Source organism: Otoolea muris (assembly GCF_943193115.1).
Taxonomy (GTDB): domain Bacteria; phylum Bacillota; class Clostridia; order Lachnospirales; family Lachnospiraceae; genus Otoolea; species Otoolea muris.
The window spans coordinates 1-20,577 of sequence record NZ_CALPCY010000068.1 but is presented as its reverse complement, the minus strand read 5'-3'; the positions used below and the strand labels follow the sequence as shown (position 1 = coordinate 20,577).

The window sequence follows — 20,577 nt, the reverse complement described above, 5'->3', positions numbered from 1 at the left end:
CTCCCGGATGCAAAATAGTTGCGGTACGGCCTGTAAAACCTTTTGTTATGCCGGGCATATGGCCGCTTCCTGTCAAGCCCTATGCAGTGTACGGCCAGATCCACATAGCGGTTTTTCCCGTCTGTCAGCCCTTCAGACAATCCGTCTGTCATTTGTCCCCAATCCTCTCCTCATACGTCCAGACTCATCTGCTGATCTGTCTGCTCAAAATTCATCCACAGTGTTTCCATCCTCTCCGCATTGCCCTGTGTCCTCGCCGTCGTCTGTACTTTCCGCCACCCGCCCAGGTACTCCCTGTACAGCTCGCAGTCATAGCCTGACAGCATTACCTTCGCCCGGCTGCGGCATAACGCCTCCAGCAGTTCCCTGTGCTCCCCATCTGTCATCTCATACCGGTACTGTCTCCGGCTTCGGGTAGAAAGCACATAAGGCGGATCGGCATATATCAGCACATTATCGTGGTTAAATGCTTTTATCAGCTCCAGCGCCGGCCTGTTTTCGATCTGTACCTGCTTAAGCCGGCCGGCCATCTCCCCGAGTGATTCCGGGAGACGGTTCCAGCTATGGAGCGCATAGGCCGCTCCCCGGCCGTGGACATCCTTTTTCCACCCGCAGTCTTCGTTCAGACGGAACCCGTGGCTCTGCATGGACCGGACTGCAAAATACCCGGCGCGCTCAACCGCATCCCGCGGCGACTGCTTAAAACTCTCCTCATACGCCTCCCGGGCATAGGGTGTATACCGCAGCCAGTCCACGAGCTTCCCCCGGCTCTCCTCATCCCGGATTACCCGGAAGAAATTCACCACATCCCCATCCAGGTCATTCACGGTTTCAATGGGCGCCGCGGGCTTTGCAAACAACACCGCCCCGCCGCCGAAATACGGCTCCAGGTAGCTGTGATGTCCCGGCATCCGGGACACGATCCAGGAGGCGAGCCGTTTTTTCCCTCCCGGGTATTGCAGCAATGTCTTCATTCCTCCCCGGCCTCCTCCCCGCCAAGCTGCCTGATGGCCCATACAAGCGCCTCTGTATCCCGCGCCCAGATCGCCTCCCCATACGCCGCCATGTGACGGCATTCAGCGAGCAGGTTCTTAAGCTGGGCAAGATACCTTGTTTCTATCCCCGTCATCCGTCTCTGGCCTCCTTCCTGCCCATCATGTCCCAGACCATCGCATCATAGTCGTAGCCGTGTGGTTCCAGGTTATGGAACCGGTTTGGGGGCGGGGCTTTCCCCTGCCGCCCCTTCCTCCCCCTCGCCTGGAGGATCAGCGTTTCACACTTTTCGCGCAGCTTTTTCGTGCTCCGGATATTGCATTGCCAGAACGGGTCTGCCACCGCATACTCCAGCGCCTCCAGGATCTCCGCCTCGCTGCGCTTATCCAGCCGCTTCATGCGGCCAATCTCATCCGCCCACTTCTCCCTCTCCGCCTCCGTTTCAGGCGTCTTTGCCCTGGGGTACTGCTGCTTCAGGGAACCAGCCAGACGGTCTACGCAGCGCAGCTCAAAGGAACCGGCCCCGTATTTTGGTGGTTCCGGCGGCTTTTCTGGTATGTCTTCAGACATACTCTTTTTAGTTTTTAGTTTTAGTTTATTTATGTCTGCACTTTGTACTGTCGTTTGTGCTGTCCTTTGTACTGTACTTTGTGCTGTATTTTGTACTGTACTTTGTACTTCTTTTGTACGTCCCTTTGTACCCTCTTTTGTACTGTCGTTTGTACTGTAATCTGTTGGGTACAAAATACGGTACTTCGTGCATTCTCCCCGCTTTCTGGATGGGATGAAATCAATCAGGCCAAGCTGCTTAAGCTCTTCCCTGGCGTTCATAAACGCCTTTTCACTCACATTCATAAGCCCACAGATGCCTGCGTTTGTCCTTGAAAACCACTCTGACCAGCCCGATTTGTTGTTTACCATCAAAAGGGTATGGTAAAGCAACTGTCCGTTACCGGAAACCCGGATGCACTGGATCCTTTCATAAAATGCATTCAGCGCCCCTATATAATTCATACAGCCCATCACCAACCCTTCCTTTTGCGCCTGCCTTATCCGTTGTCTGCCGCCTTCCTGTTTTCCCGCATCTCCCTTAATTCATCCACGCCGCTGTGCGCGCAGAGGGGAATATCATGCCCGAGCCTTTTAATCCCCTGTTTCACCTGCCTGCATACCTCCCGCCATTCGGCGGATATAGCGGTGTCATATTGTGATAACATAACTGTAACGCCCCGTTCCTGGGAGGGGAGGGCTGTAACCTCCCGTCCGGGCAGCCCTTCCCCAAAAAGCGGTTTATGCGATAACCGTATATTTCGGCATCCCCGCAAGGCAATCGCGCAGCCAGTCCCTTATGTTTGCCATGGCCGCATTCTGCCAGGCGCCTCCATCCGCCTCAAACACAGCGCACTCAACGCCGCCTTTGTCGCCCTGGCGCATCCGGAATACAAAACTGCTTTCGGGCTGCGTCACCTCTGTAAATGTACGGAACGGCCGCAAAATGACAGGGTTCGGGACGATGGCGTCCCCGACGGTGGAAATGCCGGTTTTAATCGTCGCCTTCTGGGTAACGCCATTATCCCCGTACTGTGCGATGGACTCATTTTTTACCGTCCCGGCAAATTTCAGGAGGAGCTCCCTGTCGTCATTCGGCAGGAATTTTGCCTGGAGGGAAATGAGGAATTTTTCCTGCTCTATGTACCGGCCATAATCAAAATCCGGGACCGAGGCCGTCGCCTGAGCCAGCTCCTCGCGCTTCCTGTCTTCATCCAGCATGGAGATCACACGGACCGAAACAGGGGATACCACCTGCACCAGCATCTTTTCCGCCGTCTTATCAATCCCGGCCTTTAAGTAATCAACAAGGCCAGTCAGCGTATGCATCTTAACCGGATCGGCCCGCAGCCCCCGATCCACCCTGCTGACCTGACGGTCCGTGTAATTCTCCCCATTGATAGTAATAACCTCGGCATTCTTAAGGCCAACCACATACTGTAACGCATCCTTTGTCATATCCATTCCTGTTCTCCTCCTCATGCTTTTTTTGCCGCCCTGAAATCCAGGACATTTTCTGTTTCTTTAATCTCCCCCGTCTCCGGATCCACAGGCTTCCCGTCAATTAACAGTTCGGACGGGTCTGCCGGGCTGGATGAAAATGCCATCTGCCCGCGTACCTGGCTGCCGTATTCCTCTGCGTACACGTCCCCCGTGCCCAGGTCCGTACCGATCGCCATGCGTGTCTCAATCGGCTTGACAGGGGCGGTTTTCGTGTCCACAGAGACGCACACCGTGGCGTCGTCGCGGTCTTCGTTCTGCTGGAAAGTCAGCCGGATCGTGATGGCCCGTTTGACTTTCCAGGGCGTGTTCGGATCCTGCATGTTCCGGACAACGGTTTCCATGGCGCGGCCGAATTTTTCCTGCAGCGCGCCGCCTGTCAGCTCATCTAACGATAATCGTTCCATATGCTCCTTTCCGGCCCGCATCCATGCCGGGCCTCATCATTTATCCATCAATGGCCAGTGTGATATATTAACCATAGAGGGCTATTCATCCAGATATTTTTCTACCAGTCCCGAGTAATCCTGCGCCCGTCCCCTCCTGCCCCATTCATCCCAGAAATCAATAGTTCTGGACTGCGGCCGTTCCTTTGCGAGCTCCACATGGATTTTTAAGGGGATCGGGGCGGTGTCCCCGACCACCAGCACATCGCCCGGGGAAAACATGGACGCGCTGTCAACCACGCTTTCATTCCCCTCCGGGAGCAGGCCCTTGATCATGGACTTGTCGTTCTCATTGTTCAGTTTCCCGACAATAAAGCCTGCGCACTGTGCCATGATGGTTTTATTGAGTTCGGATGGACGTTGGGAAGCCACAAACAGCGTGATGCCAAACTTGCGCCCCTCTTTTGCTATGCCCTCAAAAACCTCCACCATGCGCCTTTCTGAGGCCGAGAGCTGATAATTATCCGGTATGTAGACATGGGCCTCGTCGCACACCAGCGTAATGGGCCGGAAGTCCGGGCCTGTCCTCCGCTGGATGTCAAATACCAGCTTTGTAACTGCCCCGATAATGGGGATGGCGACATCATGCGGCACGCCGGAGAGGTCAATGTTTTTCACCGGTTTATTCCCTCCCATCATGCGGTTGATCAGAAGGGGGAGGTATTCCTGGCCTTCCCTGCTGAAAAGGAAGGAATAGCGCTTATCAGAGGACAGGTTCTTCATCAGGTTTAAAATACCGGTCAGTTTGCCGTTATACTCCCCTTTTGCCGTCTTTGGGGTCCCTTCTTTGGTGTAGCCGGTAATGACGACCGAATCATTCAGGGAAGCAATCTCCCCCCTCAATTCATTGAAGTCAAAGTAATGGGGCTTCCCTTCATCTGCATCTGGGCACAGCTTTTTAAAGCATTTGCGCAGCGCCGATGAAACAACCGTCGCCGACTCCTCCTTTACCCGGAACAGATTGGCAACTACATCCTGGAACCCGAGGAGCCACAGCGGGAACGGGAAATCCGGCCCCAGACGGATATTGTCCACATAGGAGAGCTTCCCGTATTCCCCGTGGATATCAAACAGGATGAGGTTCGCGCCCGGCAGGCGGGAAGTCTCCTCCAGAATCTTTGCCAGGGTTTCCGACTTGCCGGAGCCGGTATTCCCGACGATGCAGGAATGGCGCTGGTAGAGCTTATTCCCGTCTATATAAGCCGGCGTGTCATGCCCCACATAATCGCCGATATAAAAGCCCTTTGTAAAATCTCCGCCCAGCATGTAAGAAAACTTTTGGTTGTCAATCCGTGTGATCACAACGTCGGCAGGGGGGTAACGGTCAATGGCTTTCACAAACCTCCCTTCCCTCACGCTCCCGATAATGCTGCAGTCAAGCGTTTTCATTCCCGGAAGTTCAGCGATGAAATCATCCCCGCCGATCCCGTCTTCCACATCGGTATTGATAAGGCAGTCAACGGATGCCACCAGCTCCACATCGCCGTCCGATACCGACAGCAGATCGTTGATACGGATATCGCGGAATTCTTCGTCGTCCGTCCTTAACTGGACGTGTCCTGTGTAAATTTTAATCAGTTTCATTATGCCGCCCTCTCTATCATTGGGTAAATCCCATGTTTTTTCAGTTCCTCATACAGGAACAGCCGTCCTTTCTGCGTCCATTCCGTCTGCATCATCACATCCGGCCGGCCATTTGAATGGACAATATCAATCGTTTTGCTGTGTACATATCCCTTGCCCTGGTACTCTGCGTAAAGAATCCACTGTCTTCCCACCCTGCGCTGGATGCGCAGCTCCGCCAGCTTCCGGTTCAGCGCTTTTGCCGACATCCCATAATCCTGTGCAATCTGCGTTATGAGGACAGTGGAGCTGCTTTTCAGGATAATATCAACATAGTTTGCTTTCGGGGCCAGTTCCCCGATCACCCGGTCCATGGTCCGGACAGATGATTCCAGCTCTTCAAGCTTTCCCTCCAGGGCCCTGTTCCGCTCCTGTTCGTCCTTCAGCTTTGTGGCCAGCCGGATGAGGAAATCAGGGGAGTTGAGGGCTTTCCGGAGCGTGTCCTCTGTCATATATGCGCCGTGCCTGCGGATGGAGGGGATGATCTCATCCGCTACCATGGCCTGGAATTTCTCCGCGGTTTCGTTCCGGGCTTTCATCGCAAGGCGGTAAAAGATGTTTTCGGGGATGAAATCAGGCAGTTCATCATTTTCGGAATTTAAAATTCCGAAAGAATACAGCCACTTCTGGATGCCCTGGCGGTTCATCCGTTTATATTCCACCCCGTTCTTTTTATCTGTTTTTGTGATATCAAGTCCCCTGGCTACCGCCTCCAGCCTTAAATAAACGATCCCGTCCTGCTCATAGCAGTCGATCCCCTTAATATTTACAATCTGTAATTCTTTCAATAAGTTTTCCTCCCATCTGTGAAAAGCTGTCCCGTTATCCTTCCAACAGCGTATTATAATTTCTAATCCCCGCCCTCTTTACGCTCTTACAGTAGTCGCACACACCGCAGCAGTCCGGTTTTTCCGAGCCATTCTTTACAGCGATAAACCGCGGCATATTCCGCCCAATCTCCTGGAGCGCCATGTCAAGCGTCGCCTGCGGGATCTGGAAGATGTCCAGATCCGGGATCCGTTCCTTTGTAACCGCCGCCAGGTAAAACGGGAGCTGCCCATACCCGCATATCTCAGCGCCCTTCTGGTAGACGGCCCCCTGCAGGTCATACCGCCACAGGGGAAGGTTCCGGAAGTTTGCCACCACCTTTAAATCGGTGATACAGATCCCTTCTGAAAAGCTGTCCATCTTCATTTTCCACGGCGCGCCGAACATCCCAAAGGTGAGGATCTTCTGTTTTTCCCCACTCATAAACTGCATAAACAGGGGATCTTTCTTTACCCTGCTGATAATCTCATCCGCCTTGCGGAATTCGGCTCTCAGTTCTTTCCTGCGGGTAAAGACAGCCGGGTTCCCACGCTTGAAAGCCTCCAGCGTCCCTTCAAAATAGCTGTCCACAAAGCTCCCTACAAGCATGGCCCTTGTGGGGGGAGGGTTATATTCCCCCCGGATCCGAGCAAGGGCGGCGGCCTCGCATTTCATGAAATCTTTGTACTGCGAAACACTGAAATAGTGTTCATTAGCAGCCTGCCCATAATAATTATCCTGTGTCAGCTCCATCTGCATCCCCCCTGTCCCCCGGCGGATAAGGGAGACGGCCCGGCCCAGATACTGTACCCTGAAAAGCTGCTGTTTCTTTCGAGCTCATCGTCTTCCATTGCCGCCGCTGCCAGCTCCGCTTCTTCCTGCGATCCGGCTTCAAACACTACCTTCCGGAAAGCAGCGTATACCACTTCATACTTTTTCATGCAGACCTTTCACCCCCGCTTACCTCTTCCCGGAGTCCCATCAGCATATCAGCGCGTTCTTCCACATTTATTTCATAATCCATGGAGATATCAAGCGCACGGTCGCTGCGGAAGTCATTTTCCTGTGGGCAGATGATTGCCATTAACGCATCAATCAGCGGGGATTCTATCCGGTAAAATGCCGGAAGATCGTCGGAACACAGTATGCCTCTCAGCTCCTCCCCTAATTTCTGCGATGCGTCCAGGCCCATTAAAATACCTTTTATAACCTCCCTGGTATCCATGGCCCCTCCTTATGCAAACGGCCCGTCCTGCGGGATGTCAGCCTGCGCCGGATCCGGCTGTGGATGCGTTTCAGGGACAGACTTGCCATCCTGTTTTTTTCCTCTCCCTTTTTTCTTATCTTCATAGGGATTTTTAATCTCCGGATCCTCACCATCCATGCCCGGCAGCTCAAAAATTTCCTCACGCTTTGCCATGCCGTCTTTGATAGAATTAAACACCTTTTTCAGACGGATGAGGTCATTCATCGAAAATGCCTCTGCCTTGCACCCAATATATTTTTCAAGACTTTCCTGGGGTACCTGGTAATCCTTTTCCGCTGTCCTGACAGCGCCTTTTATTAGATCGACAAGGGGCGTCTCCTCGCCGTCAACCAGGGTTTTATGGCATTGCTCCACAGCTTCTTCCACAATATCGCCCGGAATAATCCCCAGGATACACGCCCTTACGCGCCTGGCTGCCTGGTTCGCCACCTGCTCATAGATGTCACGCGGTTTTGTTAAAGGGTAATTCCCTTTCTTTGTCTCCCTGATATGCGGGACGCTGAAAATCTTTGTCTGCCGGGTATTTGTTTCCAAATCCCACGCATATGCCATTACCTGGCTTTCCCCGCCGCGCTGTTCCAGCTCTACAAACCCAAAATCCATGTTACCCCAGTTCTGCGCCATCGCCTCCGCAAGGCGGATCGATACGCCTGTGACTTTGGAATCCCCCCTCGTATATTCATACTCTGCCTGCTCCGCCAGTCTTTTACGCTGGCACGCTGTCAGAATACGGTTGCGCGCCGCGATTACATCCCGGGGGAATTTTTTTGCCATGATAATCTGCCCCTGGACTTCCTGCATCTGGCGGCTTGCCGCCATTTCTGTAGCCGCATTGCGCTGCGCCGGCATGTCCATGTTCCTGTAAATGTTTTCTATTTCCTGCATTTAGCTTTCCTCCGTCCTCTCATAATTGATATAACGTTTCCCTTTGCCGTTCACCGCTTTCCCCGCGGTAATACTTACCGTATACCCGGCCTTTATGAGCAGCCTTGCAATCTCAAGCTGCTCCTCTTTCGTGATGGCCGATGCGATTACCTCGATCCTCTGCTGCAATTAATCTGATCCTCCTCAATCCAGTTCCCGGAATAATACCACTCCACCAGCATTTCCCGGAATTCCTCCCGCTCGTCCGGAAGGCCGGAAAGGCAGCGCCCCAAAGCGTAATCAAAAGCTTTTTCTTTGGGGACAAATGTCCCGGCCTCCGGGCCGATGCCTCTATAGCCGCCCATGGTTTACTCCAGTTCGTCAATAAGCTGTTTCAGCTCGTTTCCAGCGGCTTCCGGCAGGCTGCCGGAATAAGCGCCATGCCACCTTAAAAACCTTTCCTTTAAGGTCAGGCTGCAACTGCAGGGGGCTTTTACAAGCTCTTCAAACCGCCTCTCTGTTTCCTCCTTCAGAAGCTCCGCCACCCGGTAAGGCACAACAACCGGGTTCCCGCCGTAAGCCTTTACTTTCTTCCTCTCCTCCTCGCTTCCCACGGGGACAGAAAACGGGTTTGGGTTCTGTTCGTCAAACGAACGGATGAGCATCCGCCGGACTTCTTTCACATCCCCAATACAAGTGTTATATTTCAGATGGTATACATCATCACAGTTTGACTCTACCATCCGCCGGACGGTTTCGATTGGGATGCCGCCGCTTACCATCCCCTCCGCGATCATTTTGGAGGTGATATCCTCAACGTTCCATGAGTCGCATGTTTTCCTGTCGCGCTCCAGGGTTATGTACCTGGGCTTGAAATTGTAGCCAAACTTTAAATCGCTGTTACAGTCAACAAACAGTCTGTTTACAAATACCCGGCCGGCATATTCTTCCCCGGTGAGGATTTCACCGTACTGTGTCGCGACATTTTCATAGCCAGGATCATGCATCCCAAGCCAGATGTCGTATAAGCCGGCATACTCGGCCGGGGAGACGTTCCCAACCTCAATGCATAAACCATGGGAGGCTGCGCCCGGCCTGCTTATGTAAAAAGCAAGGATTTTTTCAAGCCACTTTTCAGAATTCTTAAACCGGGATTTCCATACCTCCCCTTTTTCGTTGTTATAGATGGTAAATGTCTTTCCAAGCCTGTTCAGCACCAGGGCGGCAATTTTATACCCCTCGCCAAATTTGCCGACCGTATCCTCATTATCGGCCTTGCTGCTGCGCCCGAGCAGGAGGGTATTGATTTTGAGGGACGATTTTGTGTTTTTCAGCCTGAGAACCTCCTGATCCTCATCGTAGTCAAGGCTGAACACATTGCCTTTATCTAAAGCTTCCTGATCCGTGCCGTTCTGGATCAGCTCGCGGATCGCGTCATTAAATGTCCAGTCTGACACATAATCCGGCGTGAGACTAAGCTCATAACACTTTTCCTGTGGAGCCGGTATATTTTTACCCATTGATTTTTCCTCCATTATCTGCTACAATCTGTACATGTTTAATTTTGTATGCCCCAAAAGGAGAGTTTGCGTCTCTCCGGGGCATTTTTCAGTGTGATAAAAAAGGCGGCGTGTATCAATCATTCCTTTATGTATACACATTTTTCTTTCCCGTCGTATACAAGCGTCAGCGTGTCGCCGTTCTGATCCTTCAGCAAACCCTCGTTCCCGGTCATCTTCACGGAAAAACATCCGCCCTCGAATCCCTTTTCGCACATCCAGCGGCGGATGGCATATTCCGCTATGCTTTTACAGCTTTTAACAGCCAGCATGTTTATTTACCTCCATCGTTTTTTATTTCTCAATACAGCGTTGTGAGCAATACGCCCGTCGCAATCCTGGCAATCAATGCCAACACAATGGCAAGTTTGCATATGCTCCATGCCAGCTCCCACACCTGGGCGTTTTCCCGGCGCAGGGCTTCGATCGGGTGATCCGGCAGATTGCGCTGGGGCGGGCATTCAATAACTTCAAGGTTGTCCTTCACTTTGTAACCCTCCTTCCCATCACCACCCCTACAATCTCCTCATCCGTCATCCCGGTCAGCTCAGCCAGGCTTGCCAGCTCGCCTACTCTGAAAAGCGCCGGCTGCTTCTGCTTCTTATAAAAACCGGAGCAGCTAATTCCCAGTCTTTTCGAGGCGGCGAGGGGCGTCGTCATCGTCTCGATCATCTTTTGTGAGACAATGGATCTGGAATAAGCTGCGCGGCGTAAAAATTCCGGCGGCCTTATTTTAGGCATCTTGTGTCACCTCCCGTCTGTTTTCCCGGCGTTAATGCCCATGGAATGATATCTTTTTATCAGTGAATCCATGGAAGATGATAAACTGTGTATAACCTCTTCATTCCCGGGATCCGTCTCCAGGACATCCCATAATCGTTCCTGGAGCCTTCTGAGCCTCACGGCAAGGATTTTCTGTGTCTCCGCGTCATTATGGGGAGCTGTTTTCTGTCCTCTCTCCCCTCCTGTCATCGCTGTACTGCTAACAGGCAGCTTTTGTGGAATCACCGTTAATCTGTAGTAAGCGGCAATAGGATCCCAGGACCATACAGCCAGCACATTTTTCTCGTATTCCAGTATCTCTCTTATAGCCTGAACCTCTGTTTTGATTGATGATAATTTCCTGTAAATATCTTTAAAAATCAATTTTCCACCTCCCTTTTTTTCCAACGCCTGAAACGGCGTTTTATTTCTCCCAGCCGAAAATCAATCAATTCTCCGGGAGGAGCGGTTGAAACCTCTGTTGGGATCGGGGCTATAAAGTTACTGCCTTTCCCGCATTCAAAAAGGGCAAATCTGCTTTTTAACAGCCCCTTTTCTATGAATAGAATGTGTTGTTTCCCTCCAATGGAAAACTGAACCCTTACCTCGCCCATATCTTCTGTTATCACCTCCCGGGGATTAAAGCAGGCCCCTGCATAACAATTCATCAAGCTGGTTTTGCGTCAGAATACCCAGCTCAACCAGTTTATCTGACGAAACATAATAAGGGTGGTACACCTCCGGCAGGGCAAATATTTGCGCTGTCTCCAGACGGAGCTGCTCTGCCAGCAATTCAATGTTTACAACGGGGAATTCCGTATCCAGGGCGCCATGCGAAAACTTTACGCTTTTTACGCCCTTTAACTCCTCCCCGTCCACAAAGACCTTTGTGACACGGCCTTTGTTCCGGATGACTACCTGTGGAAGTTTTTCCATTACTCATGTCCTTTCTTCACGCTGTTTTCCGGGAATGTCTGCCCTGTCTTTTGTATTTCTCCTGAACAGGTTATAAGTCTCTCCAGAGATGCTTTAAAGCCATCCATCATGCGCTCTGGATGAACCTTTCCAAGCTCAGAAACCATTTCCGGATGCTCTATATAGTACGAGCCCGGAAAAAATCTGCGGCCGATTTCGTCCGCATCAGGTGTACATGGGCTGTATGATTCACGGATGCCCGTCATCTCTTCCAGCTTTTTTAATATTTTCTGGAAATGGAATGGCTCCCCCTTTTGCTGAACCGCATGCACACACTCAAAAGCATATTTGCAGTACATACATCCGTAGAGCCCCCGGAGCGTGTTGATTGTTTTCTGTTCCGGGGCCTGGAACGAGCTTTGAACCAGGCGTGCAATACAGTGTAAGTCCATATCGGTGAAACTGTTGTTATTCATGGATTATGTACCTCCCGGGCCTCTTTTGCTGCCGCTGTCTCCTGTTTTGGACTACTTTAAAGGTAAGTTACCTGTTATTATCGCTATAATCTCTCTGATTATCAGCCTTGCTATACAGTATCCGTTTTAAAAAATACCAAGGCGAAGCAGACAAGTGATAACTGCTACAATCAATGAAATAACTGATATTATCAGAGGGAAATGTGGATACCTGTCCAAAAAACAGTCAAACCAGGACTTTTTCCTCACAGCCTCCCCCTTTCTCCGGACAGTGCCGGTAATCTTCAAATCTCAAATAGTTTCTCAAGATGCTGTTTGCATTCCCGGATTCATTTTGTAGCGGCTGGCTCTTTCGGGGAAGATGGTACACAAAACCGATCTGTCAACTCCTTCAACCCGGCAGCGATGTTTTCAGGTGACTGATCCTGAACCTTCTTTTCAAGGTCAGTCACCCTGTTCTCCAGTGCTCGCCACTGTCATTTTGAAATCCACACCGTTCACGCCTCCTTCCTAAAATTTGCCGGAATATGCATCCCTGATTGATTCCATGGCCATATCGACAATATCTTTAACATACCTGTCAATAATCCTAAAAGTAATTGAAGCTGATATCCGGCAGCAGACTACAGAAACAACAAACCCTGTAGCTGCTGCAATTGCTATGGTTTGCAGTCCGGTCATTCCGCACCTCCTATTCCGCTGTCAATGTGCAACGCCTTCTAGCCCGCGTCCTGTTTTACGAAATCAGTTGATTGATATCAACTTTTAGATAATCAGCGACTTTCTTAACCTTGTTGACTCCCGGTTCATTTTCATTCCATTTACAAATGCTGCTTCTGGGAAATCCAAGGTCGGATTCAAGCTTCATAATGGTCACTCCCTGTTGCTTGCAGACTGCTTTAACCTTGTCATAAAGCAAAAAATCACCTCCTTTTTTAAATACGCAAAATTTTGAGATTTTCCTATTGACTTTTTGCGTAAAATATTCTAAAATCAGAAGTACCACCAACTAATAAAAGAATACAACTTAAATTTGATAATTCGCAAAATCTTGCGTAACTTATATCTCTATTATACATAAGATTTTGCGTATGTCAAGTATTTCTTGCGCAAAATTTTGAGGTATATTATATGGGATTATATGAACAAATTAGAGATATCGCTAAAAACAAAGGGTATTCTATAAATAAGCTAGAACAAGAATTAGGGTTTGCCAGGAGTTCCATAAATAAATTTAATAAAAATAAGCCCAGTATAGATAAGCTTCAGCAAATAGCAGATTTGCTTGGGGTGACTATTGACTATTTGACAACTGGAAAGGAGGATTCTGAAAAGGAAGAACTCGCTCTTACAGCAAAAGACAAGCGTGACATTACCCAAATTCTGGATCAAACCCGGGAACAACTCATGTCCCAGGAAGGTCTGATGTTTGACGGAAAACCGGCCAGCCCGGAAGCGATAGACTCTATTTTATCCGCTATGCAAATTGGGATGGAAATGGCGAAAAAAAGGAATAAGGAAAAATATACGCCTAAAAAATATAAAAAGGGTTGATTATTATGGCAATCAAGAAAAAGGCTGACGAGCTGGCCAGAAAATTTCAGACTCGTAATCCCTTTGAAATTATCCGGGGATTAAATGTCATACTGCTATTCGTTCCGCTGATTGACACCAGAGCCTTTTACCAGTATTTTAAGCGAAACAATATCATTTACATAGATGAAAACCTGCCGCGTCATGAGCAAATGTTTGAGTGTGCGCATGAAATGGGGCACATGTTCCTGCACAAAAAAGCCAACGCCATTTTTATGGACACAAGAACTGGTTTTAATACAAGCCGATTTGAAAAAGAAGCTGACACTTTTGCCATTGATCTTCTAGTGGGGGATGATATACTAGCAGAATATCAGAGCTACGACATAGAACAGTTTTCAAGATTATTAGGGTATGAACAAAGATTGATAAATTTAAGATTAAATTCGCATTAATATTTAAAACACATACGAAAGAGGGGGATTGTATTGGAGAAAAAATGGTATCTACAAACTTGGTTTATTTGCCTGCTATTTTTATTCTGGTTTGCTTATGGTATTCCATTGATTTTAGGTATTGTTTTACTTGCTCTGAAACTAAAACAAGAAAAAGCTTTTTATTCCCAATTTGAGCAGCTAACCACAGAAGTAAACCATATAAAAGAATTATTTGCTCCTGAAATGCAAGAGCTCCATAAATTACAAGAGCTTGTCGATTCTTTGCATGCGGAAGAAATAAGCACTAAATCGGAGCTTGAAAACGCTAAAAAGGCAGCCGAAAAAGATATTCAAAAAAAGAAGGCTGAGAAATATATATTGGAGAAGGACATTATAGATAAGAAAAGTGATATAAATATATTAGAGAGGGAAATTGCAGAAAAGAAAAAGCAGGTTGTCTTGCTCGATGATGAAATCCTCGTACAAGAATTCGGATTATACAAACCTCAATTTGATTTTGCTTCTGCCCTGGATTATAAAGAAGCCCTTGCAGCAATACGTGCCAATCAAAAAGAGCTTATAAAAAATAAACAGGCTGTTACAGGAAATACTAACTGGCAAGTCAATGGAAGTGCCTCCAAGGGGAAGAAAATGGTTTCTGACACGCAAAAGCTTTTACTACGTGCCTTTAATAGTGAGTGTGACGAATTGGTATCGAAAGTTAAATATACTAATTTTGATGCATCTCTTGACAAAATATACAAATCAGCAGAAACTATTTCAAAACTTGGTACTATTATGGATATTGCAATTACTCAGCAATATTTGTCTGCCAAAGTAAAGGAACTGAGATTAGCCTTTGAATATCAAACAAAAAAGCAACAGGAAAAAGAAGCTCAAAAAGCAGCTAGGGCAGAACAGCGTGAACAGGCAAAAATTCAAAAAGAACTTGATGAGCAGAGAGGAAAAATTGAAAAGGAGCAAACACATTATCAAACTGCTTTTGAAAAAATACAATCGCAACTACAGATTCACCCTGATGATCCTGATCTTTTAGATAAAAAGTTACAATTGGAAAATCGCCTTTCCGATATCGACAAGGCATTGACAGATATTGATTATAGGCAAGCCAACATGAAAGCTGGCTACGTATATATTATCTCAAATATTGGTGCGTTTGGTGAAAATGTTTATAAAATCGGTATGACGAGGCGTCTTGACCCTCAAGATCGTGTTGATGAACTTGGAGATGCATCTGTTCCATTTAATTTTGATGTACATGCCATGATCTTTTCAGATGATGCCCCCGCATTGGAAGCTGCTTTACACAGGGCCTTTGAAAATCGAAAGCTTAACATGGTAAATCAGCGTCGCGAATTTTTTAATGTGACGCTGGATGAAATCAAAGAAGTAATTAAGAAGAATTTTGATAAAACTGTAGAGTTTATAGATGTACCAGATGCTGAACAATATCGCATTAGTCTAAAAATGAAAGCAAATATACCAACGAGCATAAACGCCCCTGTGAGCTAATGCAAAATCCACAGGAGCAAACTTTGACAATATAATATGCTTAACCGGGGAACCGTTGGGGTGTTATGTCAGCCGCCGGACGAAAGAAAGGAGGCTGGTGCTATGGTTACATATTCGGATCTAATCCAGTTTGTAATTATGCTTTGCGCTGTTGTAACTGTCGTTATTTACGCAACACGCAAAAAATAGCGCCCCTGCTCTGGTAAAGTAAGGCGCTATTTTTTGCCCTAGATTCCCGGCGGCCAGGTGTACACTGGCCAACGGTTCTCCTGTTAAGCATATTATATGTCAGACTGAATGATTTGTCAAATGTAAAAACCGCCCCTGCGCCAACAGGAACGGTTCTTACATAGATTCTATACCCTGACTGTGCGCCAGAGATGATGCAATCTAACAGTCAAAAAAATTGTACCATCTCCAGCGCCTCCTGTCAAAGGTATGGCGTTATTTTTATACAAAAATTTGGCTGCCTTGCGCAGCCGGACAAACAAGAAAGGAGAATGGTACTAATGGCAAAAGCAAAAAAGCTGCCGTCCGGATCCTGGCGCTGCCTGGTTTACAGCCACACGGAAAAAGTCCGGGACGCAAAAACAGGGGAATGGAAAAACAAACGTGTATATGAATCCTTCACCAGCGATGATCCATCCCCGAAAGGCCGCAGGGAAGCAGAGCTGGCGGCCGCGCAGTTTCAGATGGAGAAATCCCAGGCACCCAAAAAGAAAAAACAGGAATACGGCAATATGACACTGACAGAGGCAATCGACAAATATGTTGAGTCGCGCGAACTCCTGGGACGCTCCCCCACAACGATCCAGGATTACAGATGCATCCAGAAAAACGGGTTCCAGGATCTGCTTGACACCCGTCTTTCCGACATCGATGAAGGGATCCTCCAGGAAGCCGTCTGCATTGAAGCAAAGCGGCCATCCAACGGCAGGCAAAAGCTGAAAAAACCGATTTCCGCCAAACGGCTGAAAAATGAATGGGGCCTGTTAAGCGCTGTCCTGCACAAATACCGCCCGGGGATCAACTATGACATGATCGAGCTGCCGAAAGCGGCGCTGCGCACGGTTGAGCTTCCGCCAGCCCGGAAGATACTGGATATCATACAGGGCACAGACATAGAACTCCCCGTCCTCCTCGCCATGTGGCTCAGCTTTTCCATGTCCGAGGTACGGGGGCTTACCAAATCAAAATCTGTTTCCGGCAATTACATCACAATCAGGGAGGTTGTTGTGGATGTGGGGAATGGAACCGTCCGCAAAACAGAGGGGAAAAATCCCACCAGGAACCGGAGGCACCGTATCCCCCCATATATTATGAACCTGATTGAGAAGGTGGAAGGGGATGTCCTTGTCCCCATCAGCGGCCGCGCGTTGTACCACCGCTGGATCCGTCTGCAGGATGAGCACGGTATGGAACATATTACATTCCATGATCTCCGCCATCTGAACGCATCGGTCATGGCCCTGCTCCGGATACCGGATAAATATGCCCAGGAGCGCGGCGGATGGAAATCAGATAATGTGATGAAAAAAATATATATGCAGACATTTCCGGAGGAAAGGGAAAAAGTAGACGATATGATAGACCACTACTTTGAGGATATCATGCAACATGAAATACAACACGAAATAAAAAAAGCCCAGTAAATCCGGGCTTTTTAAAGAGCACGAGACGGGATTCGAACCCGCGACCCTCGCCTTGGCAAGGCGATACTCCACCACTGAGCCACTCGTGCAAAACACCTCTAACACAATCTATACTATCATATAATCTGTGATATTGCAAGGGATTTTTATATAAATTTCTGCCATATAAAAATTTCAACCTTTTTTTGAACATTTTTTCAGTTTCGGCATATTTACTAATTGGGTAGTGGGTATTTTGTAGAATTTAACTATACAGAATGAAATACAATAGATGTGCTACCCTCACTATACCAGAGTGCGCCCGCCTTGTAAACTCCCTTTTGCTGGAATGGGCGCAGTTTTAAGGCTGCCACTGCTGCCAGCCTCTCAAAGTCGCTGTATCTGATATTAAGCCAGCTTTTCCAGCTCTTCTGTGAAAAGCTCCCCAGCAGAACGGTAGCCATGTATCCTGCGCGGGTAGCCGTTTATCCAGCCCTCTATTTTCTCTATTTCCTCGTCGGTCTTATCGTCAAAGTTTGTACCCTTTGGCACTTTGCGGCGCACCATTTTATTTGTTACCTCATTCGTGCCACGCTCCCAGCTGCTATACGGGTGGCAGTAATATAAATGTGTCCTCTTTTCCCCCTCTTCCAGTATAGAACGCTCTAAGCCGTTCACGTCGGCAAACTCGCTGCCATTGTCTACCGTGATTGTCTTAAATATCTGTCTAAACATATCCGCACCGTATCTGCGCTCTAATTTATCCAGCGCCGCTACTACTGCCTCGTCTGTATGGTCTGGCAGCTTAAATATAAGCTCGTCCCGTGTCTTTCTTTCCGTCAGTACCAGCAGCACGTTTTTAGACACTCCCCGCTTTCCTATCACGCTATCCATTTCCCAGTGTCCGAACTCTTCCCGCTGGTCTATCTCTTCCGGGCGCTTTTCTATGCTGTCGCCTGCTGCCGCCCGTGCCTGCTGCTTGCGTACTTTCTTATAGCCCCGCTTTTTATTCTTCTTTACTGGCAAATCCTTATTAGTCAGTTTAAGGAAAACGCCCTTATCTATGTAGCTGTAAAGGGTAGCCACGCAGACGGTAGTATTAAATTCCCCCTCTCTGCCCTGCGCCTTAAGCTCCCCCAGCACTGCTGCTGGGCTGTAATCCTCGTTTACTATCTTGTCCTCTATGTAATTTGCATATGCAATATCGTTGCCTATTTTAAGCTGTGTGCCTCTTACCTTTAAATTTTCCTCTGCCTTTTCCTGCGCTATGTCTGGGCTGTATCTTATTTCTGTCGTCCAGTCACTATTACGGTGTTCGTATTCTCCCCGTTTCAGCTCATTATATATGGTGCTGCGGTGTACTCCCAGATGCTTTGCTATTTTCGCCTTGCTTAAGCCCTCTTTAAGCAGCGCCTCTATTTTTATCCTATCTGCCCTTGTCAGCTGGTGACTGCCTTTTTTATTTGCCATTGTTTCTACCTCTCTTTTGTTATCCATATGCAGGAAAAAGCCGCAAACTTTTTACAAGTCTACGGCTCATTGCCAATACTTCATTTACTTTGCTTTCTTTTATTCTTTGCCCCTTAATATTTTTTCTACAATCAGTTTTTCCATATAGTGCGGACACGCCCGCTCCCCGTTCTCCCAGTTTGTCAGCGTCCTATATGGTATTTCCAGCCATTCAGATATTTCTTTCCTGCTCATTTTCTGCTTTTTCCGTGCCTCTTCTATCGTCATGCCGCCACGCTCCCTTGACTTTCCCGTTTTATCCTGCTATTATCCTATTAAGCACTTGGGCGGCTTAGCAGGAATGTTATAGGCTGCCGCCCTTGTGTGTCCCTTTATTTAATTTTTCTTACTTACGGATTTCTTCAAGTATTTTGTCTATGTGTTCTACTGTATGTGTTTCTCCGTTTGTTCGTGCTACTTCTCTGATTGATACCAACATTGCTATTAAGTCTGCTTTGCTCATTTCTTCATTCTCCATGTTTAGCTCCTTTCCTGCTGTACCTTTGTTACAATATATATTATATACCCATTGAGCCTATATGTCAACATTTTTGTACTCATTGAGCAACTTTTTTATTTCCAAAAAAATAAGAGGGTAAGCAGCCCTTAAGCCGCCTGCCCTCATTCTTCTTACGCTAAGCGTGTGGCATAGTCAAGACTTATCCAGCCTGCGCCGCTTTTCAGCCTGCCCCAGCCTTCCGTACTCCCTTTGCCCGCTTTCACTTCCACAATGGTAAATACACCCTTGCCCGTATGCTCTCCCGTCTTTGCGTAGTTTGTCCCTGCGCCCGTTCTGATATTAAGGTCTAATATATCCACTTTAACCTTAAACGGCACGCCTGCCGCCGCCTGCGGCTTTTCCTGCGGTACTGCTGCCTGCTGCCCGCCTGCGTATTTCTTGTAATATGCCTCGCCGTATTCTGCACGCTTTTTCTGTACGCCCTCGCTCTGGTCTGCTGGCTTTTCAAATCCCAGCAGCACGGCATCAGAGGCAGCCCGCACACTCTTTGCGCCCTTTAATGTGCTGATAACGGATTTATAGCCTTGCAGCTCGTCCCACAAAAAGGCAAGCTGCATATCCAGACTGCCGATAGATGCACCCGCCTTTTTCGCATAGTTAAGTAACGCCTGCTTTCTGGTGTGGTACGTCCACTGCGCCAGCCCGTAGCCCGCCTTATCCTTTACAAAATTGCCGTAGCTGCCATTATCCACGGCAGCCGTATACTGCGCATCTGTCATATTAAGGCTCTTGTTATAGCTGTTTTGCAGATTGCAGGAATTAAGCCCGCTTTCCGCATACAGATTGCCCATTAAGCCTGCCACGGCGTATGCGTTTAATCCTTTGCCCGCCAGATAGTCCCAGATTGCCTTTTCCGTGTTCCCGTTCTGCACCATGCCGCCCGCAGATGCAGCGCCGCTTATCAGCCGCTTAAACTCGTTCCATGTGTGCGCCGTGGTGTTGTATACATATGGGTTAGGGCAAATTTTCCCCGTAACGTCGTAATGCCTTATTACGTGCGACGCAGGCACGTTGTATTTTTCCATTAAGTACCGTGTCAGCTCTGCCGCAGCCTCTACCGTTGCGTCCTCAAAATACCAGTCCTTATCTGTCGCCCCCATGTTGGCTGTGCTTTTCTTCCTTACGCAAAGCTCAATACCGATACTGTTTATATTCCTGCACTCTGCGTGCTTATAGCTCTTAGCGCCGCAGTGCCACGCTATATTCTTATCCTCTACGCTCTGCCAGATTGCCCCGTCATACCCTACAAAGTAGTGCGCAGAGGCGTTGCGGTTGCCGCCTGCAAAGTAATTGCAGTTCGCCTTTGCGTCCCCCAGTGCGCCCGTATAATGAATGACAATATACTTAATTCTGGAAACGTCGCCCGCATTGTGATTATATCCGCTTATCAGCTTGTTAATTTCCCTCATGGTCTTTACCGTCCTTTCTGCATGAAACAAGCGCCTACGGTTTCCCGTAAGCGCCCTGCTGCATACTGTCTATGTTTTATTATTTTTCCTGCTGTCTGTGTCCCTCTACGCTGCCCGTGGTGCTGTTTCCGTCCAGCTCGTCCGTGTCTGGCAGTTCGTCCGTGTACTTCCCCAGAAACGCCCGCACCGTCGCCCAGACTTTCTTAACGGGCAGCCCGCAAAGCGCCATGTTCTTAAAGATGCT

The 20,577-nt window shown here is 48.5% G+C and carries 30 protein-coding genes and 1 tRNA gene; 4 read left to right on the top strand and 27 right to left on the bottom strand.

What is annotated here, in order from left to right:
* Window positions 1–170: 170 nt before the first annotated feature.
* From NFS31_RS23595 to NFS31_RS23490, 22 genes are all read right to left on the bottom strand, one after another.
* Window positions 171–974, bottom strand: a complete 804-nt coding sequence (locus NFS31_RS23595; RefSeq protein ID WP_251500681.1) for a DNA adenine methylase — start codon at window positions 972–974, stop codon at window positions 171–173.
* A complete protein-coding gene (locus NFS31_RS23590) occupies window positions 971–1,129 on the bottom strand; it encodes a hypothetical protein (protein WP_251500678.1) in 159 nt (52 codons plus the stop codon). Before NFS31_RS23590 ends, NFS31_RS23595 begins: the two co-directional genes overlap by 4 nt.
* Window positions 1,126–2,016, bottom strand: a complete 891-nt coding sequence (locus NFS31_RS23585; RefSeq protein WP_251500675.1) for a P-loop NTPase family protein — start codon at window positions 2,014–2,016, stop codon at window positions 1,126–1,128. The genes NFS31_RS23590 and NFS31_RS23585 overlap by 4 nt, the downstream gene beginning before the upstream one ends.
* A 267-nt stretch (window positions 2,017–2,283) precedes the next feature.
* On the bottom strand, window positions 2,284–3,006 hold the full coding sequence (locus NFS31_RS23580; protein WP_251500674.1) for a hypothetical protein: 723 nt from the start codon (window positions 3,004–3,006) through the stop codon (window positions 2,284–2,286).
* A gap of 14 nt (window positions 3,007–3,020) precedes the next feature.
* Complete coding sequence (locus tag NFS31_RS23575) at window positions 3,021–3,449, bottom strand: hypothetical protein (RefSeq protein WP_251500672.1); 429 nt, start codon at window positions 3,447–3,449, stop codon at window positions 3,021–3,023.
* 81 nt (window positions 3,450–3,530) lie between these two features.
* Window positions 3,531–5,072, bottom strand: a complete 1,542-nt coding sequence (locus NFS31_RS23570) for an ATP-binding protein (protein WP_160228832.1) — start codon at window positions 5,070–5,072, stop codon at window positions 3,531–3,533.
* Window positions 5,072–5,899 (bottom strand): phage antirepressor KilAC domain-containing protein, encoded by an 828-nt coding sequence (locus NFS31_RS23565; RefSeq protein ID WP_251500670.1) that lies wholly within the window; start codon window positions 5,897–5,899, stop codon window positions 5,072–5,074. Before NFS31_RS23565 ends, NFS31_RS23570 begins: the two co-directional genes overlap by 1 nt.
* Before the next feature lie 34 nt (window positions 5,900–5,933).
* Window positions 5,934–6,671: a PD-(D/E)XK nuclease-like domain-containing protein gene (locus tag NFS31_RS23560; RefSeq protein ID WP_160228011.1), complete on the bottom strand. Its 738-nt coding sequence runs from the start codon at window positions 6,669–6,671 to the stop codon at window positions 5,934–5,936.
* Window positions 6,662–6,859 (bottom strand): hypothetical protein, encoded by a 198-nt coding sequence (locus tag NFS31_RS23555; RefSeq protein ID WP_160228012.1) that lies wholly within the window; start codon window positions 6,857–6,859, stop codon window positions 6,662–6,664. The genes NFS31_RS23560 and NFS31_RS23555 overlap by 10 nt, the downstream gene beginning before the upstream one ends.
* Window positions 6,856–7,143: a hypothetical protein gene (locus tag NFS31_RS23550; protein ID WP_160228013.1), complete on the bottom strand. Its 288-nt coding sequence runs from the start codon at window positions 7,141–7,143 to the stop codon at window positions 6,856–6,858. The genes NFS31_RS23555 and NFS31_RS23550 overlap by 4 nt, the downstream gene beginning before the upstream one ends.
* A gap of 9 nt (window positions 7,144–7,152) precedes the next feature.
* The gene (locus NFS31_RS23545) at window positions 7,153–8,070 is read right to left on the bottom strand and encodes a hypothetical protein (RefSeq protein WP_251500669.1); all 918 of its coding nucleotides are present in this window, start codon (window positions 8,068–8,070) and stop codon (window positions 7,153–7,155) included.
* On the bottom strand, window positions 8,071–8,238 hold the full coding sequence (locus NFS31_RS23540; protein WP_160228014.1) for a hypothetical protein: 168 nt from the start codon (window positions 8,236–8,238) through the stop codon (window positions 8,071–8,073). It lies immediately after the preceding gene.
* Complete coding sequence (locus tag NFS31_RS23535) at window positions 8,217–8,414, bottom strand: hypothetical protein (protein ID WP_160228015.1); 198 nt, start codon at window positions 8,412–8,414, stop codon at window positions 8,217–8,219. The genes NFS31_RS23540 and NFS31_RS23535 overlap by 22 nt, the downstream gene beginning before the upstream one ends.
* A 3-nt stretch (window positions 8,415–8,417) precedes the next feature.
* Window positions 8,418–9,569, bottom strand: coding sequence for an ATP-binding protein (locus NFS31_RS23530; protein ID WP_160228016.1), 1,152 nt, complete (start codon window positions 9,567–9,569; stop codon window positions 8,418–8,420).
* Between the two features lie 119 nt (window positions 9,570–9,688).
* Entirely contained in the window at window positions 9,689–9,880 is a 192-nt protein-coding gene (locus NFS31_RS23525; protein WP_160228017.1) for a hypothetical protein, read from the bottom strand.
* Between the two features lie 29 nt (window positions 9,881–9,909).
* A complete protein-coding gene (locus tag NFS31_RS23520) occupies window positions 9,910–10,095 on the bottom strand; it encodes a hypothetical protein (protein ID WP_160228018.1) in 186 nt (61 codons plus the stop codon).
* Entirely contained in the window at window positions 10,092–10,349 is a 258-nt protein-coding gene (locus tag NFS31_RS23515) for a hypothetical protein (protein WP_160228019.1), read from the bottom strand. Before NFS31_RS23515 ends, NFS31_RS23520 begins: the two co-directional genes overlap by 4 nt.
* Window positions 10,350–10,355: 6 nt before the next feature.
* Window positions 10,356–10,754, bottom strand: coding sequence for a hypothetical protein (locus NFS31_RS23510; RefSeq protein WP_160228020.1), 399 nt, complete (start codon window positions 10,752–10,754; stop codon window positions 10,356–10,358).
* Between the two features lie 255 nt (window positions 10,755–11,009).
* Window positions 11,010–11,306 carry a hypothetical protein gene (locus NFS31_RS23505; RefSeq protein WP_160228021.1) on the bottom strand — a complete coding sequence of 99 codons (297 nt, stop codon included), beginning with the start codon at window positions 11,304–11,306 and terminating at the stop codon, window positions 11,010–11,012.
* Window positions 11,306–11,761, bottom strand: coding sequence for a hypothetical protein (locus NFS31_RS23500; RefSeq protein WP_160228022.1), 456 nt, complete (start codon window positions 11,759–11,761; stop codon window positions 11,306–11,308). Before NFS31_RS23500 ends, NFS31_RS23505 begins: the two co-directional genes overlap by 1 nt.
* A 510-nt stretch (window positions 11,762–12,271) precedes the next feature.
* Window positions 12,272–12,442, bottom strand: coding sequence for a hypothetical protein (locus tag NFS31_RS23495; RefSeq protein WP_160228023.1), 171 nt, complete (start codon window positions 12,440–12,442; stop codon window positions 12,272–12,274).
* Window positions 12,443–12,497: 55 nt separating this feature from the next.
* Complete coding sequence (locus NFS31_RS23490) at window positions 12,498–12,680, bottom strand: helix-turn-helix transcriptional regulator (protein WP_160228024.1); 183 nt, start codon at window positions 12,678–12,680, stop codon at window positions 12,498–12,500.
* A gap of 212 nt (window positions 12,681–12,892) precedes the next feature.
* On the opposite strand from NFS31_RS23490, the gene NFS31_RS23485 reads away from it, so the two are divergent.
* The 4 genes from NFS31_RS23485 to NFS31_RS23470 all read left to right on the top strand — a co-directional run bounded on the left by NFS31_RS23485 (window position 12,893) and on the right by NFS31_RS23470 (window position 16,916).
* On the top strand, window positions 12,893–13,315 hold the full coding sequence (locus NFS31_RS23485) for a helix-turn-helix domain-containing protein (protein ID WP_160228025.1): 423 nt from the start codon (window positions 12,893–12,895) through the stop codon (window positions 13,313–13,315).
* Between the two features lie 5 nt (window positions 13,316–13,320).
* A complete protein-coding gene (locus NFS31_RS23480) occupies window positions 13,321–13,749 on the top strand; it encodes an ImmA/IrrE family metallo-endopeptidase (RefSeq protein ID WP_160228026.1) in 429 nt (142 codons plus the stop codon).
* 33 nt (window positions 13,750–13,782) lie between these two features.
* A complete protein-coding gene (locus NFS31_RS23475; protein ID WP_251500668.1) occupies window positions 13,783–15,264 on the top strand; it encodes an SNIPE associated domain-containing protein in 1,482 nt (493 codons plus the stop codon).
* 509 nt (window positions 15,265–15,773) lie between these two features.
* Complete coding sequence (locus NFS31_RS23470) at window positions 15,774–16,916, top strand: tyrosine-type recombinase/integrase (protein ID WP_160228027.1); 1,143 nt, start codon at window positions 15,774–15,776, stop codon at window positions 16,914–16,916.
* Window positions 16,917–16,933: 17 nt separating this feature from the next.
* Here the strand turns inward: NFS31_RS23470 and NFS31_RS23465 are convergent.
* From NFS31_RS23465 to NFS31_RS23450, 5 genes are all read right to left on the bottom strand, one after another.
* A tRNA-Gly gene (locus tag NFS31_RS23465) sits at window positions 16,934–17,005 on the bottom strand.
* A 298-nt stretch (window positions 17,006–17,303) separates the two neighbouring features.
* Entirely contained in the window at window positions 17,304–18,365 is a 1,062-nt protein-coding gene (locus tag NFS31_RS23460) for an IS30 family transposase (protein WP_251500667.1), read from the bottom strand.
* Between the two features lie 99 nt (window positions 18,366–18,464).
* A complete protein-coding gene (locus NFS31_RS23455; RefSeq protein WP_251500665.1) occupies window positions 18,465–18,632 on the bottom strand; it encodes a helix-turn-helix domain-containing protein in 168 nt (55 codons plus the stop codon).
* A 118-nt stretch (window positions 18,633–18,750) separates the two neighbouring features.
* A complete protein-coding gene (locus tag NFS31_RS26950) occupies window positions 18,751–18,882 on the bottom strand; it encodes a hypothetical protein (RefSeq protein ID WP_275563927.1) in 132 nt (43 codons plus the stop codon).
* A 152-nt stretch (window positions 18,883–19,034) separates the two neighbouring features.
* Entirely contained in the window at window positions 19,035–20,333 is a 1,299-nt protein-coding gene (locus NFS31_RS23450) for a phage tail tip lysozyme (RefSeq protein ID WP_251500663.1), read from the bottom strand.
* Window positions 20,334–20,577 lie beyond the last annotated feature (244 nt).

What these genes read in the sequence shown, in the direction of transcription:
- NFS31_RS23595 (WP_251500681.1), bottom strand. Translation starts at nt 974, where the DNA reads ATGAAGACATTGCTGCAATACCCGGGAGGGAAAAAACGGCTCGCCTCC.
- NFS31_RS23590 (WP_251500678.1), bottom strand. Translation starts at nt 1,129, where the DNA reads ATGACGGGGATAGAAACAAGGTATCTTGCCCAGCTTAAGAACCTGCTC.
- NFS31_RS23585 (WP_251500675.1), bottom strand. Translation starts at nt 2,016, where the DNA reads ATGGGCTGTATGAATTATATAGGGGCGCTGAATGCATTTTATGAAAGG.
- NFS31_RS23580 (WP_251500674.1), bottom strand. Translation starts at nt 3,006, where the DNA reads ATGGATATGACAAAGGATGCGTTACAGTATGTGGTTGGCCTTAAGAAT.
- NFS31_RS23575 (WP_251500672.1), bottom strand. Translation starts at nt 3,449, where the DNA reads ATGGAACGATTATCGTTAGATGAGCTGACAGGCGGCGCGCTGCAGGAA.
- NFS31_RS23570 (WP_160228832.1), bottom strand. Translation starts at nt 5,072, where the DNA reads ATGAAACTGATTAAAATTTACACAGGACACGTCCAGTTAAGGACGGAC.
- NFS31_RS23560 (WP_160228011.1), bottom strand. Translation starts at nt 6,671, where the DNA reads ATGGAGCTGACACAGGATAATTATTATGGGCAGGCTGCTAATGAACAC.
- NFS31_RS23555 (WP_160228012.1), bottom strand. Translation starts at nt 6,859, where the DNA reads ATGAAAAAGTATGAAGTGGTATACGCTGCTTTCCGGAAGGTAGTGTTT.
- NFS31_RS23550 (WP_160228013.1), bottom strand. Translation starts at nt 7,143, where the DNA reads ATGGATACCAGGGAGGTTATAAAAGGTATTTTAATGGGCCTGGACGCA.
- NFS31_RS23545 (WP_251500669.1), bottom strand. Translation starts at nt 8,070, where the DNA reads ATGCAGGAAATAGAAAACATTTACAGGAACATGGACATGCCGGCGCAG.
- NFS31_RS23535 (WP_160228015.1), bottom strand. Translation starts at nt 8,414, where the DNA reads ATGGGCGGCTATAGAGGCATCGGCCCGGAGGCCGGGACATTTGTCCCC.
- NFS31_RS23530 (WP_160228016.1), bottom strand. Translation starts at nt 9,569, where the DNA reads ATGGGTAAAAATATACCGGCTCCACAGGAAAAGTGTTATGAGCTTAGT.
- NFS31_RS23525 (WP_160228017.1), bottom strand. Translation starts at nt 9,880, where the DNA reads ATGCTGGCTGTTAAAAGCTGTAAAAGCATAGCGGAATATGCCATCCGC.
- NFS31_RS23515 (WP_160228019.1), bottom strand. Translation starts at nt 10,349, where the DNA reads ATGCCTAAAATAAGGCCGCCGGAATTTTTACGCCGCGCAGCTTATTCC.
- NFS31_RS23505 (WP_160228021.1), bottom strand. Translation starts at nt 11,306, where the DNA reads ATGGAAAAACTTCCACAGGTAGTCATCCGGAACAAAGGCCGTGTCACA.
- NFS31_RS23500 (WP_160228022.1), bottom strand. Translation starts at nt 11,761, where the DNA reads ATGAATAACAACAGTTTCACCGATATGGACTTACACTGTATTGCACGC.
- NFS31_RS23495 (WP_160228023.1), bottom strand. Translation starts at nt 12,442, where the DNA reads ATGACCGGACTGCAAACCATAGCAATTGCAGCAGCTACAGGGTTTGTT.
- NFS31_RS23485 (WP_160228025.1), top strand. Translation starts at nt 12,893, where the DNA reads ATGGGATTATATGAACAAATTAGAGATATCGCTAAAAACAAAGGGTAT.
- NFS31_RS23480 (WP_160228026.1), top strand. Translation starts at nt 13,321, where the DNA reads ATGGCAATCAAGAAAAAGGCTGACGAGCTGGCCAGAAAATTTCAGACT.
- NFS31_RS23470 (WP_160228027.1), top strand. Translation starts at nt 15,774, where the DNA reads ATGGCAAAAGCAAAAAAGCTGCCGTCCGGATCCTGGCGCTGCCTGGTT.
- NFS31_RS23460 (WP_251500667.1), bottom strand. Translation starts at nt 18,365, where the DNA reads ATGGCAAATAAAAAAGGCAGTCACCAGCTGACAAGGGCAGATAGGATA.
- NFS31_RS23455 (WP_251500665.1), bottom strand. Translation starts at nt 18,632, where the DNA reads ATGACGATAGAAGAGGCACGGAAAAAGCAGAAAATGAGCAGGAAAGAA.
- NFS31_RS26950 (WP_275563927.1), bottom strand. Translation starts at nt 18,882, where the DNA reads ATGGAGAATGAAGAAATGAGCAAAGCAGACTTAATAGCAATGTTGGTA.
- NFS31_RS23450 (WP_251500663.1), bottom strand. Translation starts at nt 20,333, where the DNA reads ATGAGGGAAATTAACAAGCTGATAAGCGGATATAATCACAATGCGGGC.